The sequence below is a fragment of the Chryseobacterium polytrichastri genome, assembly GCF_900142445.1.
Lineage (GTDB): Bacteria > Bacteroidota > Bacteroidia > Flavobacteriales > Weeksellaceae > Chryseobacterium > Chryseobacterium polytrichastri.
The window spans coordinates 77,894-93,435 of sequence record NZ_FRAV01000016.1; the positions used below are offsets into that span (position 1 = coordinate 77,894).

18 protein-coding genes are annotated in these 15,542 nt (G+C 33.9%); all 18 read right to left on the reverse strand.

All coding sequences use genetic code 11. The features are described 5' to 3' along the window. Positions 1 to 13 precede the first annotated feature (13 nt). Positions 14 to 949: a hypothetical protein gene (locus BUB80_RS11495; protein WP_073293067.1), complete on the reverse strand. Its 936-nt coding sequence runs from the start codon at positions 947 to 949 to the stop codon at positions 14 to 16. Positions 950 to 1,027: 78 nt separating this feature from the next. Further along, entirely contained in the window at positions 1,028 to 2,053 is a 1,026-nt protein-coding gene (locus tag BUB80_RS11500; RefSeq protein WP_073293068.1) for a glutaminyl-peptide cyclotransferase, read from the reverse strand. A 148-nt stretch (positions 2,054 to 2,201) separates the two neighbouring features. Next, entirely contained in the window at positions 2,202 to 3,227 is a 1,026-nt protein-coding gene (locus tag BUB80_RS11505; protein ID WP_073293069.1) for a glutaminyl-peptide cyclotransferase, read from the reverse strand. Between the two features lie 82 nt (positions 3,228 to 3,309). Next, positions 3,310 to 3,735, reverse strand: coding sequence for an SRPBCC family protein (locus tag BUB80_RS11510; protein WP_073293095.1), 426 nt, complete (start codon positions 3,733 to 3,735; stop codon positions 3,310 to 3,312). A gap of 18 nt (positions 3,736 to 3,753) precedes the next feature. Next, complete coding sequence (locus BUB80_RS11515) at positions 3,754 to 5,364, reverse strand: Na+/H+ antiporter (RefSeq protein ID WP_073293070.1); 1,611 nt, start codon at positions 5,362 to 5,364, stop codon at positions 3,754 to 3,756. A gap of 135 nt (positions 5,365 to 5,499) precedes the next feature. After that, positions 5,500 to 6,504, reverse strand: coding sequence for a bestrophin family protein (locus BUB80_RS11520; protein WP_073293071.1), 1,005 nt, complete (start codon positions 6,502 to 6,504; stop codon positions 5,500 to 5,502). A gap of 20 nt (positions 6,505 to 6,524) precedes the next feature. Further along, complete coding sequence (locus tag BUB80_RS11525) at positions 6,525 to 7,199, reverse strand: DUF2490 domain-containing protein (protein ID WP_083547145.1); 675 nt, start codon at positions 7,197 to 7,199, stop codon at positions 6,525 to 6,527. Positions 7,200 to 7,342: 143 nt separating this feature from the next. Next, entirely contained in the window at positions 7,343 to 7,738 is a 396-nt protein-coding gene (locus BUB80_RS11530) for a DUF1398 domain-containing protein (protein ID WP_073293072.1), read from the reverse strand. 273 nt (positions 7,739 to 8,011) lie between these two features. Then, positions 8,012 to 8,461, reverse strand: coding sequence for a VOC family protein (locus BUB80_RS11535; protein ID WP_073293073.1), 450 nt, complete (start codon positions 8,459 to 8,461; stop codon positions 8,012 to 8,014). Between the two features lie 157 nt (positions 8,462 to 8,618). After that, positions 8,619 to 9,155, reverse strand: a complete 537-nt coding sequence (locus BUB80_RS11540) for an SRPBCC family protein (RefSeq protein ID WP_073293074.1) — start codon at positions 9,153 to 9,155, stop codon at positions 8,619 to 8,621. Positions 9,156 to 9,173: 18 nt separating this feature from the next. Continuing rightward, complete coding sequence (locus BUB80_RS11545; RefSeq protein ID WP_054509659.1) at positions 9,174 to 9,545, reverse strand: VOC family protein; 372 nt, start codon at positions 9,543 to 9,545, stop codon at positions 9,174 to 9,176. 9 nt (positions 9,546 to 9,554) lie between these two features. After that, positions 9,555 to 9,956, reverse strand: a complete 402-nt coding sequence (locus BUB80_RS11550; protein ID WP_073293075.1) for a hypothetical protein — start codon at positions 9,954 to 9,956, stop codon at positions 9,555 to 9,557. 3 nt (positions 9,957 to 9,959) lie between these two features. Continuing rightward, on the reverse strand, positions 9,960 to 10,430 hold the full coding sequence (locus BUB80_RS11555; RefSeq protein ID WP_073293076.1) for a hypothetical protein: 471 nt from the start codon (positions 10,428 to 10,430) through the stop codon (positions 9,960 to 9,962). Positions 10,431 to 10,445: 15 nt separating this feature from the next. Further along, positions 10,446 to 10,976, reverse strand: coding sequence for a hypothetical protein (locus BUB80_RS11560; RefSeq protein WP_073293077.1), 531 nt, complete (start codon positions 10,974 to 10,976; stop codon positions 10,446 to 10,448). 4 nt (positions 10,977 to 10,980) lie between these two features. Beyond that, positions 10,981 to 11,436 (reverse strand): DUF1569 domain-containing protein, encoded by a 456-nt coding sequence (locus BUB80_RS11565; RefSeq protein WP_054509663.1) that lies wholly within the window; start codon positions 11,434 to 11,436, stop codon positions 10,981 to 10,983. A 173-nt stretch (positions 11,437 to 11,609) separates the two neighbouring features. Then, positions 11,610 to 12,818, reverse strand: coding sequence for an ABC transporter permease (locus tag BUB80_RS11570; protein ID WP_073293078.1), 1,209 nt, complete (start codon positions 12,816 to 12,818; stop codon positions 11,610 to 11,612). 2 nt (positions 12,819 to 12,820) lie between these two features. Further along, positions 12,821 to 13,777, reverse strand: a complete 957-nt coding sequence (locus tag BUB80_RS11575; protein WP_073293079.1) for an HlyD family secretion protein — start codon at positions 13,775 to 13,777, stop codon at positions 12,821 to 12,823. An 18-nt stretch (positions 13,778 to 13,795) separates the two neighbouring features. Continuing rightward, a complete protein-coding gene (locus tag BUB80_RS11580; protein WP_073293080.1) occupies positions 13,796 to 15,205 on the reverse strand; it encodes a TolC family protein in 1,410 nt (469 codons plus the stop codon). Positions 15,206 to 15,542: the final 337 nt, after the last annotated feature.

Consider the following 15,542-nt stretch of genomic DNA (forward strand, 5'->3'; position numbering starts at 1 on the left):
ATTAATTGCTTTACTAAATTCCAAACTTCTGAACCTCAGAAATTTCATTGATGAGTTTCTGCAAATTCTCTCCCGCTGGTTGCTCGGAAGACCCTTCTTTAGATTTTTCTTCAATAATATCTACAGGTTTTTCTGTAGTTTTTTGCTTCTGTTCAGGTTCTGTCTGTAGTTTAGTTTCTTTACTTTTTTCTAGGTTGTAAAGATAAAGGTTGTTGGCTTTTATTTCAAAATAAGAAAGGGTATTTTTATCCACAATTTGTGCATCGGGATCTTCAAAAATTTTCACCATCCCTTTTTCCGGAACATATTTTAGAATCGAATTATTGGTAATTACCAAAATAAATTCATTCTCACGTCTGAAACGTTTTCCATTTTCAATGGGAGCTTCAAATATTTTTTCGAATTTTAAAGAATAGACTCTGATATTTTTTCGTGTTAAAATATACACCTTATTCTCAAAAACTAGCAAATCCATCAAATCATCAAAACTCGCATCAAAAGGATAAGAATTAATGGTTGTCTCGTTTCTGAAATTATATTGAATCAGGCGTTTCATGCTATCGTCCAACAACCATAATTGCTGAAGATCTTCGGCATATGCCATTCTGATAAATCCAAATTTCTGTTTAAAATCTACCTTTTGAATGTCATTAAGGTTTTGATCTACAAATTTCATTTCCTGAGCATTTTCAGAGAAAAAAGCAATACTCAACGGGTTCTGAACACTCTGAACTTTAAACGGAACCGTAAACATCATTTTTCCAAGCTGTTTTCCTAAAGAATCATATTTTGTAAAGCTGAAGTCTTTGTTTTTGTAGATGTACAGATTCCCATAATCATCGGCAAGCATATCTTTCGCTTCCTTCAACTTCAAGGTATCAAAGGGAATAGATTTCTGTGCAGATAAGGAACAGAAAAAAAGGATTAATAATAAGTTTAATAATTTCAAAAGTTCTTTTTTCTAAGATAAGATTTTATGGACACTACCAATTTACATACTTTATTGTATTCAAATTGAGATTGTTCCTTATTTAATCGCAACTTCATAAATTTTAGACCATTTCTTACCTGTTATCAGCATATGATCACCTTTAAAAGCAATCCCGTTTAAAACACGTTCGCTATCATTTTGTGAGTTCTCTGCAGTGATTTTTGTAAAGTCAAATTTCCCGACCGTTTCACCGGTTACAGGATTTATTTTTAAGACAATCGGTTTATGCCAAACATTGGCGTACACAAATCCATTATGATATTCAAGTTCATTGATCTGATTATAAATATCTTTATAGCCACCAACAGGAACGGTTTTCACTACTTTGGAAGGATCTTTAACATCTAAAAAATACAGGTTATTTGAGCCATCATCAGCAATAAGGTTTTTCCCGTCATACGTGAGTCCCCAACCTTCTGCAAATTCACCAGGCAAAGGAAACTCCGATATTTTCTTTAACGTATTTTTATCGTACACAAAGCCTATTTTATTCTGATACGTCAACTGATAAATTTTATCCCCAACGATAGCGCAGCCTTCTGAAAAGATATCGGCAGGCTGTTTTTCTGTAATAATGGGAGTTGTAGTTCCCAATGTGTATTTTATCAACTGAGAAGCATTAGCCAACCCATCACTTTCATAAATGGTATTGCCTTCAATAAGAAATCCTTCAACAAAGTTATTAGGATCATGAGGATATTCTTTTACGATCTCATAAGATATATTTTGCTCAGGAGTTTTTGTAAAAACATTAATGGTAGCATCCTGATTCAATGTTTTTCCACTTTTTGTTTTAATGTTAAAAGTAACCTCATTATCTCCGAATGCAAAAAATTTGGGATCAATTGTCAGGTTAGATGTTTCTTTATCTCCGAAGCTGATGCTAATACTTTCCGCATTCTCGGTAACATCTTTTGGAAGCTCCAGTTTATCACCAAAATGATACCCTTTAGCTTCTATTGAGTTGCTATAATCACTTAAACTCCCCAATATTTCCTTGTCTTTATTACAAGAAATCAATAACAAAACCGCGGCAAAACCTATTATTATATTTTTTTTCACTGATGCTTTAAATATGTTCCAAAAATAGCAAATTAATTCCTTTAATCTAGATTTTGGCTAAAGTCAATTTAATTAATATTACATAAAAAAACGGACTAAAGTCCGTTTCTAATAATCTGTTTCAAGATCTTATTTTATTTTGTAGCCATTACTTTATAGCAACTTCATAAATTTTAGGCCAGTTCTTCCCTGTCACCAACATATTTTCACCTTTAAAAGCAATTCCGTTTAATACATCATCACTTCCTTTCGTGTTTTGTTTTGCAATATCTGAAAAATCAAATGTTCCCACTACTTCTCCGTTGGCAGGATTAATCTTTAAAATAATTGGTTTTTGCCAAATGTTAGCGTAAATAAATCCGTTGTGGTATTCCAGTTCATTCAGTTGATCATACGCTTGAGAGCTTCCTGCAACAGCAATGTATTTCACCAATTTTGTAGGATCTTTAGGGTCTAGAAAATATAACAATTTACTTCCGTCTGAGGCAATAAGATTTGTCCCGTCATACGTTAATCCCCAACCTTCTCCTAATACATTTGGATACGCAAAACTGGATAATAACTTCAAAGAACTTTTATCATAAATGTAGCCTTTTTTACTCTGCCAAGTCAGTTGATATACTTTATCACCCACAATCGTACTTCCTTCAGAAAAATCTTCCGGAGCCTGTTTTGTAGACGCAAGAGGCGTTGTAGTTCCCAATGTATATTTTAAAATCTGTGAAGAACCATTTTGCCCGTCACTTTCATAAATTGTATTTCCTTCTACCTGAAAACCCTGTACAAAGTTTTTAGGATCATGAGGATATTCTGCTACGATTTGATATGCTATTTTTTTCTCAGGACTTTTAGCAAAAACATTGATTGTTGCATCCTGATTTAGCGTTTCACCGCCTTTTGTTTTGATATTAAAGGTTACTGCATTATCTCCTAACGTAAAAAATTTAGGATCTATCGTCAAGTTTGAAGTTTCTTTATCTCCGAAGCTGATACTAACACTTTCTGCATTTTCTGCAACATCTTTAGGAAGCTCTAGTTTATCACCAAAATGATACCCTTTGCTTTCCATAGAATTGTTATAATCATTTAAAGAGTCAAGAATTTTTTTGTCATTATTACCACAAGATGCCAATAACAAAATCGCTGCAAAACCCGCAATTATATTTTTTTTCATTGAATTTTTAAATATTTCCCCAAAAATAGCAAATTTTATTCCGCTTTACTAATGGGCTCGCCAAATTATATATCCCTGAAACCTATTTCTCCAAATATTGTCTTAAACTCTGTCCGATAATTCCGTTCCAGCCTTCTGTAAAACTTTCTCTTGAAAAATTCTCACCAAATTCTTTAAAGTTATCTATATTTTCATGAATTAAGGTAACAATTGTTTCCCCATCAGCAGGTTGAATTTCCCAATTTACAGTAGTTTTCTCATTTGAAAATTCAGGATAAGACCAAGAATGTTTTAATTTCTGACGAGAAATAATTTCTAATATTTCGCCTTGATGGTGGTATTTTTTCTCATCTCCGGGCTCGTAGAAATTAAACTGTTTTCCAACTTCCAATTCAAAATCCGGTATATCAAAATACCAGTTTTTCATTTCGTCTTTATTCGTTAATGCTTTCCATACTTTTTCAATAGGAGCATTGATTTTAAACTGAACGGTGATGGGTATATCCATTGTATTTAAATTTTTCATTTAATGGGCAAATCCTGTGATCTTTGCTTCATCAAAATCCAATTGCATTTCGATGGTTCTCATCACATGATCATCAAATATTTTTTCACGTTTCATACGGTGAAGCTCATTTCTCTGCGCCTGAATAATCTGTCTTAAAACATCTTTATTTTCATTCATCGCCGTCACATAATCTCCTGTAGAAGCCATACAATTGGCTTTATCGGTCATCATCATCATTTCATTTTCCAGTTTATGTTTTTGATGACGTACCAGGCTGTTTGTTTCTGCCAATTCTGAAAAATCATTATCTAATTTATGCAAAGCCGTTTCTTTTAATTTTTTCATTAAAATAACTTCCTGTTTTTCTTCAGGCAGCTCACTTCCGGCATCGCTTATTTTTAATAATTTTAAAATGGGTGACAATAACAACCCTTGTCCGACTAACGTAATTAATATAATAACGAAAGTTACGAACAAAATGATATTTCGATGCGGAAATGCATCTCCATTTGGCAAAAATGCAGGGATTGAAAGTGCCGCTGCCAAGGAAACCACGCCACGCATTGCTGCAAAACTAATGATGAAAGGCTCCTTCCAATCGGGCTTTGGGACTTTTAACCTCAGCTCTTTTGAACAAATTCTTGGAAAATACATTAAGGCATAACTGTAAATAATTCTTGTTAAAACAATTGCTCCACCAATCACAACGCTGTAAAAAATACCTTCTGAAATAGTATAATCTTTCATTGCTGCCACCACAACGGGTAATTCAAGTCCGATAAGAATGAAAATAATGGTGTTCATCAGGAAAATCAGCACGCTCCATACGTTTCCAGACTGAATTCTTGAAGTATGACTTAAATAGCAATGTGAATTATAAGACATCAACAAACCTCCTGTTACCACCGCCAATACTCCTGAAAAATGGAAATGTTCTGCCCCAACATACATGATGTAAGGAACAATTAAGGTGATCACCGTATCAATATTAGAATTGGAAGGAATACGTTTTAGTAAAGCTCCAAAAAGGAAGCCCACTCCTACTCCCACCGCAATTCCTCCAATCGCCATGGTAAAGAAATCCTGCACCGCATCTTTGAAGATAAATTGCCCGGAAATTACTGCTGCTAAGGCAAATTTAAATACAATTAAACTCGATGCATCATTAATCAAACTTTCTCCTTCCAAGATACTTGTGATCTTTTTAGGAATTTTCATGTGCTTTAAAACAGAAGTTGCTGCTACAGCATCAGGTGGAGAATTCACTCCTCCTAATAAGAATCCCATAGCCACAGTTAGTCCAGGAATTATTGATGAAGAAAGATAAGCAACCACGATCGAGGTAAGAAAAACCAATCCAAAAGCCATAGAAAAAATCTGCTTTCTCCATTTATGAAAATCCTGCCATGAGGTAAACCATGCGGCTTCAAATAAAATCGGAGGCAGAAAGATCAGGAAAACCAAATCCGGTTCTATTTCAATATGCGGCATTCCTGGAATAAGGCTTATCAACAAGCCTGCAATCACTAAGAAAATGGGATAAGCCACTCTTAATTTCTGTCCGATCATAACCAATATCATCACAGATAATAATACTGCGATTGATATGATAACATAGGTGTGAATCATTTATTTATGTGTGTTTTTTATTGTTATTTTTTCTTTTTTCATTCTCGTTGATTTTTAAATTTGAAAAAAGGATGGTTAGATTCATCCGGAATGAAAAAGATGATGCTAATCTACTTTACGATTAACTTTTAATTTTTAAAGTACAATATTATTCTTTGGAGTTATTGCCGGCGGAAGATCAGATTCATCCAGCATATCTCTCATATCAATCTCAATCGTGCGGCTGATCTGCGTGATTGGGACATCGTTCGGGCTTCCTTCAAAAGGGTTGACAGAAGCCTCTCCTACACTATCCAATGTATGAAAACACCAGGTTACCAACAGTGAAAACGGAATATTAAACCAAACCGTAAAGCCTTCAACCATAGTTCCGTCGCCCAGTTTATCAAATTCTTTTAGTAACCCGAAAGGCACAAAAACGATGAATAACAACAACAAATAGGTCGTAATCGAAGAAAAATTTCTTGGATAAGGAAAGTTCTTAATTCTCTCTGCTTTTCCTTGATTATCTGTAAATTTCACTAATTGCTGATTGATTTGCACCCATTGAAAATCATTAATTTCTCCTTTTGCATAAATTTCCGACAACTCTTTACTCTGACTTGCCATCAATTGCGTCGCTCTGTTTTTTTTGCTTAAAATATATTGAAGTTCTGATTCTGAAAGATATCTTTTCAACTCATCATCCAAGTTAGAAAGTCTTTCAGGAATGTCATATTTTTTTGAATACTCGTCAAATTGTGCGGTACTCATATTTTCCCAAGCTCTCGATTCACGAAGCTGAAAACGAAGCGCAGTGAGCCATGCGTAATGACGCAGAAACATTTCTTTCACTTTTTTCGGATCTTTCCCTGAAAGAGAATCTCTTAAAATATATCCAAAACTTCGGCTGTCGTTGATGATCGCACCATAAATCTGTCTGGCTTCCCAAAGTCGGCTGTAACTCGCATTATTTTTAAAACCAACAATAAAAGCAACCGCAGTTCCCATAATTGCGATCGGTTGCCACGGTACATACAGAAATTTCCATCCGAAAAAATATAAAACTGTCGGAATTGCTGCTAAAATGGCTAAACAGTATATACTTCTCCTTGTCCAGATTATAAATTCAACTGCTCCAAATTTTTTCCCTGAATGCATATGTGTTTATGTTTTGGTTATTAATTTTTGTTAAATGGAATATTGTTATAAAAACCAATTTGAATTTGTCCGCGATTTTTGTTTTCCTGAATCTGATTCATATAGCCTGCTTCAATTCTCATATTTTTATTGATAACATATCCTAACGCTCCATATACTCTATTTCTATCGAAAGTCGGACTGTTTAAATTTAGGAAAATCTCATTATATACTGAACCATAAAAAGTTTTTGGCAGCATTTCTTTATTATTAATCGGAATATTTAATCCTAACATATAACGGAATCTCATTCTAAAATCATCTGCCAGAAAGCGTTCTTCCAAACGGTAACGGTGTTGAAGATAAAATCTTCCGAACTTCTGTTTTGTGATATACTGTTGGAAAATTCGGTGTTCTATGTTTTCCTTTTTTTCTCCATTTACATAAGGTTGACTCAAAATAAAACCATATCCCAACAAGACATTGTTATTATTTTCAGTTAAATCATACCCAATTCCGGTACGAATTAAAAGCTGTTCTAAATCTCCAATCCCATCAAAATTACGATACTGGATCTCATTATGAAAGTTTAATTTTTCACTAATTTTATTGTTTCCAAAATACATGTACCAAGCTCCTAAATCATTTTTCTGTGCAAAGGAGAATGTTGCTGTTAATGAGAAAATGACTAATGCCATTGACTTTAAAATCTTCATAATCTTATTCTTTTACATTTACTTTAAGAAAAAACTTTATTATTAAAATCTATCATTTTTTAAAAAGTCATTTCAATTATCAATAATAAGCAAAAAAAATATTTTATGAAAATTTATATTTTTAGTTTAAAAATTAAACAAAACTATACAGATGGAATCTGTTCAACAAGAATATTATTTTCAGCTTTATCAAAATAAGTACAGGTCATTGTGTTGAGATCAATTTTCCAGCATTCGACTCCGTTTTCTGCGCAGTCTTTACAGAAAGTTAAATAATCTGTTCCTCCTTGTTGGTGAAGTTTTAATCTTAATTTAAAATTTTCAAGGTTTATATTTTTAGAAATAGTTAAAGTATCATATTTGCTTCCGGTAGTATCTGATTGATTTTCTTGGTCAAAATATTCTGTATTACCATCCGAAACGTAAACGGTATAATGAGAAACTCCTCTGTTTTTAATAGCCTGAATGTATTTTGGAAAATCAGCTCCGTTTTTTACTTTTTGGTGTTCTGCTTTGATTTCTTCGATTGTGAATTTCAAATTTTTATTTTTTTGTTTTTTATTTTAACGCAAAGTTCGCAAAGTTTTTTTATTAGTATTGAGAATAATTTTAAGTTCGCAAAGGCGTTTCACTCAGCAAAGATTTAAAGCATTAAACAACTTTAATCCTAAAAACCTAAGCCCTAAATCCTGTCATCTAATGCCTAAATCCAAATTTAGAATTTTTTGGAATGCACATGTATTATAAAATAAAAACCGACAGAACAATCTGCCGGTTAATTTTACCTATGCTTCATATACAAAATATGAATATTATGGATGTTGTTGCATTTTTGCAGGATCATCATAATTTACCATCCAGTTGATCTCAAACTTATCGGTAAACATTCCGAAATAAGCTCCCCAGAAAGTATCCGCCAATGGCATAGTTACTTGACCACCAACAGAAAGCCCGTTGAATAATTTCTCTGCTTCTTCTTTTGAATCTGCATTGATAGAAATTGAGAAGTTGTTTCCTGCTTTGTAGTGAGAAGCCCACTCGCCGCCTGTATCGCTTCCCATTAAAATAGTTTCTTTAGAAATAGGAAGAGAAACGTGCATGATCTTGTTTTTATCTTCCTCAGAAGTTTCTTTGCCTTCCATTGGAGGCATTTCTCCGAAAGTTCCGATGTAAGGATATTCTCCTCCGAAAACCGACTTGTAGAAATCAAATGCTTCTTTACAATTTCCGTTAAATGTTAAATAAACGTTTACTGATGCCATACCGTGTGCTTTTTTTTAAATTATAGTTTAGTTTTTTTTTAAACACGAATAGCACTAATATTTTAAGCACTAATATTCACAAATAAAATTAGTGTCATTTGTGAAAAGAATTTGTGTTATTCGTGTTTAAATATTTTATTTTGATTTAAGCTAAAACCTATGGTTTTTCAGATATTTCTTTTAATTTTAAAAGTCCTTTCTGATAATCCTTCCCTATTGCATCTTCCATTTTCATAAACATTTTCATCACGGTAAAAGGATACGGAATTTTTGAAGTAAATCCCCAAGTTGCCTTGCTTCCATTTCCTTCCGGAACAACAGTTACATACGCATGAGCTTCACTTTCGTAAGGCGTTAAGAATTTAATATCCGTATCTATCCTTTTCTTTGCAGCATCTATTTTTATTACTTCCTGACATCCACTTCCTGCTTCTTTACTTTCCCAACATACTTTTTCACCAGCTTGTCCTGTGATGCCTATCCAATCTTTTTTCATTCCGGGATCCAAATCATTCCAAGGGCTCCATTCATCCATTCCTCTCAAAGTATTGGTATTCTGCCATACTTTTTCAACGGGAGCATTAATAGAAATTGATTTTTCGTAATTACAATCACCAGAAATAAAGGCTGCTATGATCAGCCAAAAAATCAGGATTGAAGCCATGACTATTGCAATTCCTTTTAAAATTTTCATATCATTTGTTGTTTATGTTTATCTGTGTTGGTCTATTAAAATCATATTTCCATCGGGATCTTTAAGGAAAATATGTTCAGGACCGGAAGTTGTTTCTTCCGCTTCTTTCTCCAGCTGAACTCCATTCTCTTTTAAATGTTTTTGAATTTCACGAACATCATCAAAAGATTCCAGGTTCTGGGCATTCTGATCCCAACCCGGATTAAAAGTAAGCATATTACCATCAAACATCGCCTGAAACAAGCCAATTAAATGGCCGTCATTTTTCATGATAAGATAATTCTGTTCAATAGCTCCTGCCATAACGCTGAAGCCTAGTTTTTCATAAAAATCTTTAGACTTCTGAAGATCTTTTACACTTAAACTTATTGAAAATGCACCTAATTTCATATGTAGATTTTATTGTTTTTTATTTAAAGCTAATTTGTATCCTGCCAAAACAAATCCCCAAACAGCAATTCCAAGAATCCAAAACCAAATGGGAGTCGGGAGAATATACATCATATAAATACCTTGAAGTAGAAAAATAATTCCACAAATAATAGCGTAGGTTTTCTTACCATCATCAGCAATTTTTGTAGAGAAAAATCCGGCAACAAAAGCTCCCAAAGCATATCCCAGAATCACAAAAAGCAGCGCCATCAAAGGTGCTGTTTCTACATAGTGCTTCAAAGCTTCCATGTCATTATCTTTTATTCCTACAGGTCGGGGAAATAAATAACTCCCTAGTTTTTCAACAATGGTAATGGTGATAACGCCAAAGAAAAGCCCTCCAACAACGGCTAAAATCCTTTTAAACATCTTTTAGTGATTTTGTAAACGGGTCTTAAAATCTAATGTTCCGTCATAGCTTTTCCAATCGCCAACGAACTCAATGTCTTGAGCTTCGATCTTTTCAGTTGTTTTATTCCATTTGAAAGTATACACAAATTTACCTTTGAAAACTCCGGAATGTTTCCCTTTGTTTTCTTCAGCAAACTCATATTCACCATACATGGTACTTTTTTTCTTACCGTCTTTGTATTTGGTAATCTTTAGGCTTCCTTCAAGCTTTGCATAGGTTTTATCTACCAGAGAATATCCCGAAACAAAATATTCCTGATCATTTTTATTGTTCTGTTCTGAAGTATTGATCTTCAGTTTAATTTCCTGCTTCTTATCACCAATAGTTCCTGTATAAGGTTTGCTATTATTCAACCAAACGTTTGAAATATTGGGCATTTGTGCCAATGCAAAATTGGAAACCAGAATGAGGAGTAATAAAAGTTTTTTCATGTGTGTATTTGAGTTTTATTTAAATATTATTTTAGAAATATTTGTAGGAGTATAGTTTGCCCACCAAACGTCAAAATCTAAATTTCCAATGTAATTTTTCCATTTTCCTTTAAAAGTGATTGTTGAAAAATTTTCATTTAATGGTTTTAAATCTTTATTGATCTGCATTCTAAATTTACCTTTAAATATACCAGAATGCTCTCCTGATTTATTTTCAATCAAATTAAAATCTCCAAAAACTAGCATCTTGTCAGGGCTATCCCTTACATCATATTTTTCAGTGAAAATAATTTCCCCTAAAAACTTTGCCTGATTACCTTCTACTTCAGTGAGTCCGGAAACAAAATACATATTAGGTTTATATGGATTTTTAACAATATTTTCAAACTTTAATTTAAAAGGGCTATCTTTTGATATTTCCCCCTCAAAATATATTTGTTTATTTAAAACAATCTGACTAAAATCTTCATTTTTTAAAGGAAATTCTTTAGCCTGTCCGAAAATAATTGTAGAAGCAAATAATAAAAACAGCAAATATTTCTTCATACGATTAAACTCCGAATTGCGACAAATGGTGGTTCAAATGTTTAGCAAACATATTATTCCATTCGTCAGAATTTAATTTTCCGAAAGAGAAAGATTCTTTTCCATCAAAAGCTGAAGATCCTAATTGCTGTGTTTTTTGAATAAAGCCAATTAGTCTTTTCTTTTCTTCATCAAAGTTCTTTCTTCCTGTTACCAAAAACTGTGGAGAGGTAGGCGAATCTCTTGGATATGCCTTGTCACCAACCACTTTAGGCTTTACAAATCTTTTTAAAATAAATTTCGCAATTGATCCCGGTTTCTTGTGCTTTTCAGGTTCATACACCATTTCGTATGTGATACAACAGTGTGCCAACATTTGATCTACCGTCATCTTACCCCACAAACCATGAGTATCCTCAATCAACTTATTTATTCTATCAATGTAATTTTGAGCATCTTTTACGTCAAATACGTTTTCCATCTTTCTCTAATTGTTAAAAAACAAATATATCAGTTTTTTTTCTCATTTTACATGCATTTGAAAAAAGGAATCAAGCAACTGTTCAATAAGAAATAACAGCCAAAGCAACATCCACCATAAACAATTGATAATGAATATTAAATCGATAAAATTTAAGTTTTCTCTACAATAAATTATTGCTCAAAATCTTCAGCAAAACCCTCTTTATTTTCTACTTCCGGTTTTACATATCTGAATGTTAACCATAATTTAATTTTAAGGGCAATCCAGCCTAAAATAGCATAGACAATCAGAAGAACCAATAGATGGTTTAAATAAGGATAAGTAAGCTCCACAGAGCCTTTTTGAATGAGTAAAATTTTAAAAGCCTGTAAAAAAGGGGTTAAAGGAATAATATTCGCAAGGAACTGAACAAAAGTAGGCATCGCGCTCAATGGCCATGTAAATCCACTTATGATAAACGCCGGAGATGCAATAACCATAAGGATTTGAGTTGCTTTCAACGCATCAGGAATTAAAATACTGATCAAAACTCCTAAAAATGAAGCTGAACCTACAAAAACAGCGGTCAGCATTATAAAATTGAATATTCCTTCCGGCATCGGGACCCTGAAAATCATGTGCATGAAATAATAAATACCGACAATAAGAATTGAAAACACCCAGATCGGAAGTACTTTAATCAACATCGTTGGGAACGCCCATTTTCTCATTTTAAAGTATTCTTTAACGAAAGATCCACCCTGAAATTCAGCTGCAAAACTTACCGCCATTGCCAATAAAATAACCTGCTGTAAAACCACCGCCAACATGGCCGGCCACATGAAGATCAAATAATTACTGGTGGTATTGAAAAGAGTAATATAATTAGCTTTAAAAGGTTCGTATTGCGTTGCTGCTTTTGAAGCAGGCATTCCCGCTTTTTGAAGAGCTTTCATGGCAACTCCTGCTGAGAATGTCCCAATGGTCAACTGAAGTCCTTTGGTCGCAAAATTGGCCGTTAAAACGTTTCCTGTGTTAATGTAAATATTGACTTCAGGATATTTTTTCTGCAGCATATTGCCTTCAAATTTTGAGGGAATGATGACTACTGCAGCAGCTTCATATTTGATGACTTCATCTTTAATACTGAACGGCTCCTGTAAATATCGGATGACTTTAATGCTTTTATTGTCTTCCAGCATTTCTGTTAGTTGGTTTGATAATGGCGTATTATCTCTATCAATCACCAATACAGGTGTATTTTCAACTTTTCCGCTTTTGTATACGAAACCCAATAATGTGGCATAGAAAACCGGCGCCAGAAAGAAAACGGTTCTTAATGTCGAATTGCCGATAAACAGCTTGAATTCTCGTTTTAAAAGTCGGAAAAATTCTTTCATAATTATTTCAGGATAACATTAGCATTCACCAGAATATTTTTAGCTTTATTCATATCCTTTGGCTTCACTTTTATTTCGTAGATCGCGTCCTGCAATTGATAATCGGGGTAAGCCGTTGTAATATCTGCATATCTTGTCAGCTGCTTGATGTAAATAATGGTTCCTTCTACATTTTCTTTATTGTAAACAACCTGCATATTCACAGCCTGCCCTTTTTTATATTTTGCAATTTTACTTTCGGGAACGGTAAATCTGAAATACGTACTTTCAGGAATATACCCGTTGAATAATGCAAAACCAGCCGTTGCCAATTCTCCTGCATTCAAACTAATCGTTTCAATTTCCATATCGTTGGTAGCAATGATGTATCTTTCAGAATAAGCAACATTAGCTTCCTGCAAAGCCCCTTTTGCCTGTGAAGCCTGTCCGGCGGCCATTTCTACTTTTTCGAAACGGGTTCCTCTTTTTACATCATCCAATTCCGCAACTACAGCATCATATTGTGCTTTTGCGCCCTGCATTTTAGCATATACCTCATCATAAGCCTGTGGAGACATTAAACTGTCACGATACATATTGGAAGCTCTTTTAAAAGATTTCTGGGCAAAATCATATTGCTCTTTTAACCCTTTATATTTAGCCTGTAGTTGTTTCATCTGGTCTGCCGTAGCTCCATTTTTAGCCATTTGCTCCTGAGCTGTTGCCGCACTTACAGCACCTTGAGCCTGAGCAATTTTAGCAGAAACTTCAGGAATATCCAGTAAAGCCAAGGTATCCCCTTTCTTTACGGTTTGACCTTCAGTAACGTATATTTTCACAATTCTTCCAGTTACTTTCGGAACAAAAGAGATCACATCTTTTTTGGTTTTGCCTTCAGAATCATTGAGGTTTTCTTTTTTTGTATCACAGCTTCCCAATAAAAACAGAATTACAAATAAGAGAGATATATTTTTTTGCATCATTTTACTATTAAGGGGTTAATAAAGTCTGGTAATATCCAATTCCTGAGTAGACCTCATCAATTCTATTCCTGCTCTTCTCTGGTTGAAGATCGTATTTTGATATTCTAGTTCAGCAGCTTCAAGATCACTTTCAGCTTCTATGAGTTGAGATGATTTGCTGATTCCGTATCTGAATTCTTTTTCAGCCTGAACCAATGCATTTTTTGCCAATTCTTTCTGCTTACTTTTCAGAGCAATCTGTGCAGTTGCAATATCATAATTGGTTTGATTGTTGGCTAAATTCAACGTCAGTTTTTTAAGTGCATCTTCTTTTTTATTCAAGAGAACTTCTTTCCCAATTCGGGCAGTTTCTTCGGCGTGTTTCCCTTCTCTTCCATCGAAAATCTCCCATTTAAATCCAACCCCTGCCGTAAACAAAGGAAGAATATTGATATTGGTGGGTCGCCAATCTAATTTCGCTCCTTCATAACCAATTGCAGGAACGGCAGGAATTACATTTTCGGAAGTTTTGATCCTGCTCCCATACAACCCGATATAATAAGCAGAAGCCATCAACTGAACCTTTGGAATCATCCAGGTTCTTTCGGCTTTTATTTTATAATCTGCAGCAACAATTCCATGTTCTAAGGCACGCACTTCTGCTCTTTTTTCAATTCCGTTTTCGGGGTTTAGCAACTCAACCTGAGAAAGAACAGGTTCTATCATTCTCAGGCGTTCTTTTTGAATTCCTGTTAAGATGAACAATTGAGTAAGAAGCAATTCTTTCTTCCCTTCATATTCCACTACTTTAGCATCCAATGTTGCCTGAGCCAGTTCTATTTTCTTATGATCATAAGGAGTAATCAGTCCATATCCTAATGCTTTGTCTGCTGTTTTACGATTGATATCCAATCTTTTTTTACTTTCATCCAACACTCTTTTAGACTGATGAACTAATGCCAACTGATCATATGCTTTGGAAATAGTCGCCACCACTTCATCTTTGGTTTTCTCTAATAAAATATCTTCAGACATTTTTTTCTCTTCAATTGCCTTCTTTAAATATTTCACTTTACCTCCTGAATACAAAAGCATTTTTGCCTCTGTTTTTGCAATTCCTGAGAAACCGGATATATTTAAATTATTATTAAAACTTCCTTCCGGAATACGAATAAAAGGAGCGAGATTAATTTCCGGAGAGGTAAGGCGAGCTGTAGCATTAATGTAGCCAACTTGTCCGCTGACTTCCAGTGTTGGAAGAAAGATATCTTTAAGTTTATGCTCGTCAAGATCGGTCAGTTTATTTTGAGTAATCTGCATTTTAAGATCCGAATCCCGAACCATCGCACTGTCTAAAAGTTCTTTAAACTCGGGCGCAGATTGTGCCCAACCAACAGTTGGAAGGAGAAAAAAACCGAGCGTAAAAATCAATAAATTGCTTTTCATGGTTCATGTTTACAACAAATATAATGCAAAAATGTCTTATACACCCCTAAAACACTCACTAAATAGTGAGTTTAAAAAAAGTTTAAATTACGTTTAATACAAATCCTTTATTCATAGTAGTTTTAGAAGAATCGTTTAACTGAAATTTAATTTTTGTTTTAATTGAAAATTTTATAATTGTGTGGGTAATGTCACTACGAACCGAAGGTGAAGTAATCTCTTTTGACAGTTTTATAAATGGTTTATTTAAGCCATTTATATCCTTCTAAGACGAGAGGCGTTGTGGTAAAAATGTGATGCTTACTATTGTTATTGCTTCTTCACTTTGCTCATCACA

Coding starts and splice junctions, on each gene's coding strand:
- BUB80_RS11515 (WP_073293070.1), bottom strand. CDS start 5,364: ATGATTCACACCTATGTTATCATATCAATCGCAGTATTATTATCTGTG.
- BUB80_RS11580 (WP_073293080.1), bottom strand. CDS start 15,205: ATGAAAAGCAATTTATTGATTTTTACGCTCGGTTTTTTTCTCCTTCCA.
- BUB80_RS11510 (WP_073293095.1), bottom strand. CDS start 3,735: ATGGATATACCCATCACCGTTCAGTTTAAAATCAATGCTCCTATTGAA.
- BUB80_RS11575 (WP_073293079.1), bottom strand. CDS start 13,777: ATGCAAAAAAATATATCTCTCTTATTTGTAATTCTGTTTTTATTGGGA.
- BUB80_RS11565 (WP_054509663.1), bottom strand. CDS start 11,436: ATGGAAAACGTATTTGACGTAAAAGATGCTCAAAATTACATTGATAGA.
- BUB80_RS11545 (WP_054509659.1), bottom strand. CDS start 9,545: ATGAAATTAGGTGCATTTTCAATAAGTTTAAGTGTAAAAGATCTTCAG.
- BUB80_RS11535 (WP_073293073.1), bottom strand. CDS start 8,461: ATGGCATCAGTAAACGTTTATTTAACATTTAACGGAAATTGTAAAGAA.
- BUB80_RS11505 (WP_073293069.1), bottom strand. CDS start 3,227: ATGAAAAAAAATATAATTGCGGGTTTTGCAGCGATTTTGTTATTGGCA.
- BUB80_RS11525 (WP_083547145.1), bottom strand. CDS start 7,199: ATGAAGATTTTAAAGTCAATGGCATTAGTCATTTTCTCATTAACAGCA.
- BUB80_RS11570 (WP_073293078.1), bottom strand. CDS start 12,818: ATGAAAGAATTTTTCCGACTTTTAAAACGAGAATTCAAGCTGTTTATC.
- BUB80_RS11520 (WP_073293071.1), bottom strand. CDS start 6,504: ATGCATTCAGGGAAAAAATTTGGAGCAGTTGAATTTATAATCTGGACA.
- BUB80_RS11540 (WP_073293074.1), bottom strand. CDS start 9,155: ATGAAAATTTTAAAAGGAATTGCAATAGTCATGGCTTCAATCCTGATT.
- BUB80_RS11550 (WP_073293075.1), bottom strand. CDS start 9,956: ATGTTTAAAAGGATTTTAGCCGTTGTTGGAGGGCTTTTCTTTGGCGTT.
- BUB80_RS11560 (WP_073293077.1), bottom strand. CDS start 10,976: ATGAAGAAATATTTGCTGTTTTTATTATTTGCTTCTACAATTATTTTC.
- BUB80_RS11555 (WP_073293076.1), bottom strand. CDS start 10,430: ATGAAAAAACTTTTATTACTCCTCATTCTGGTTTCCAATTTTGCATTG.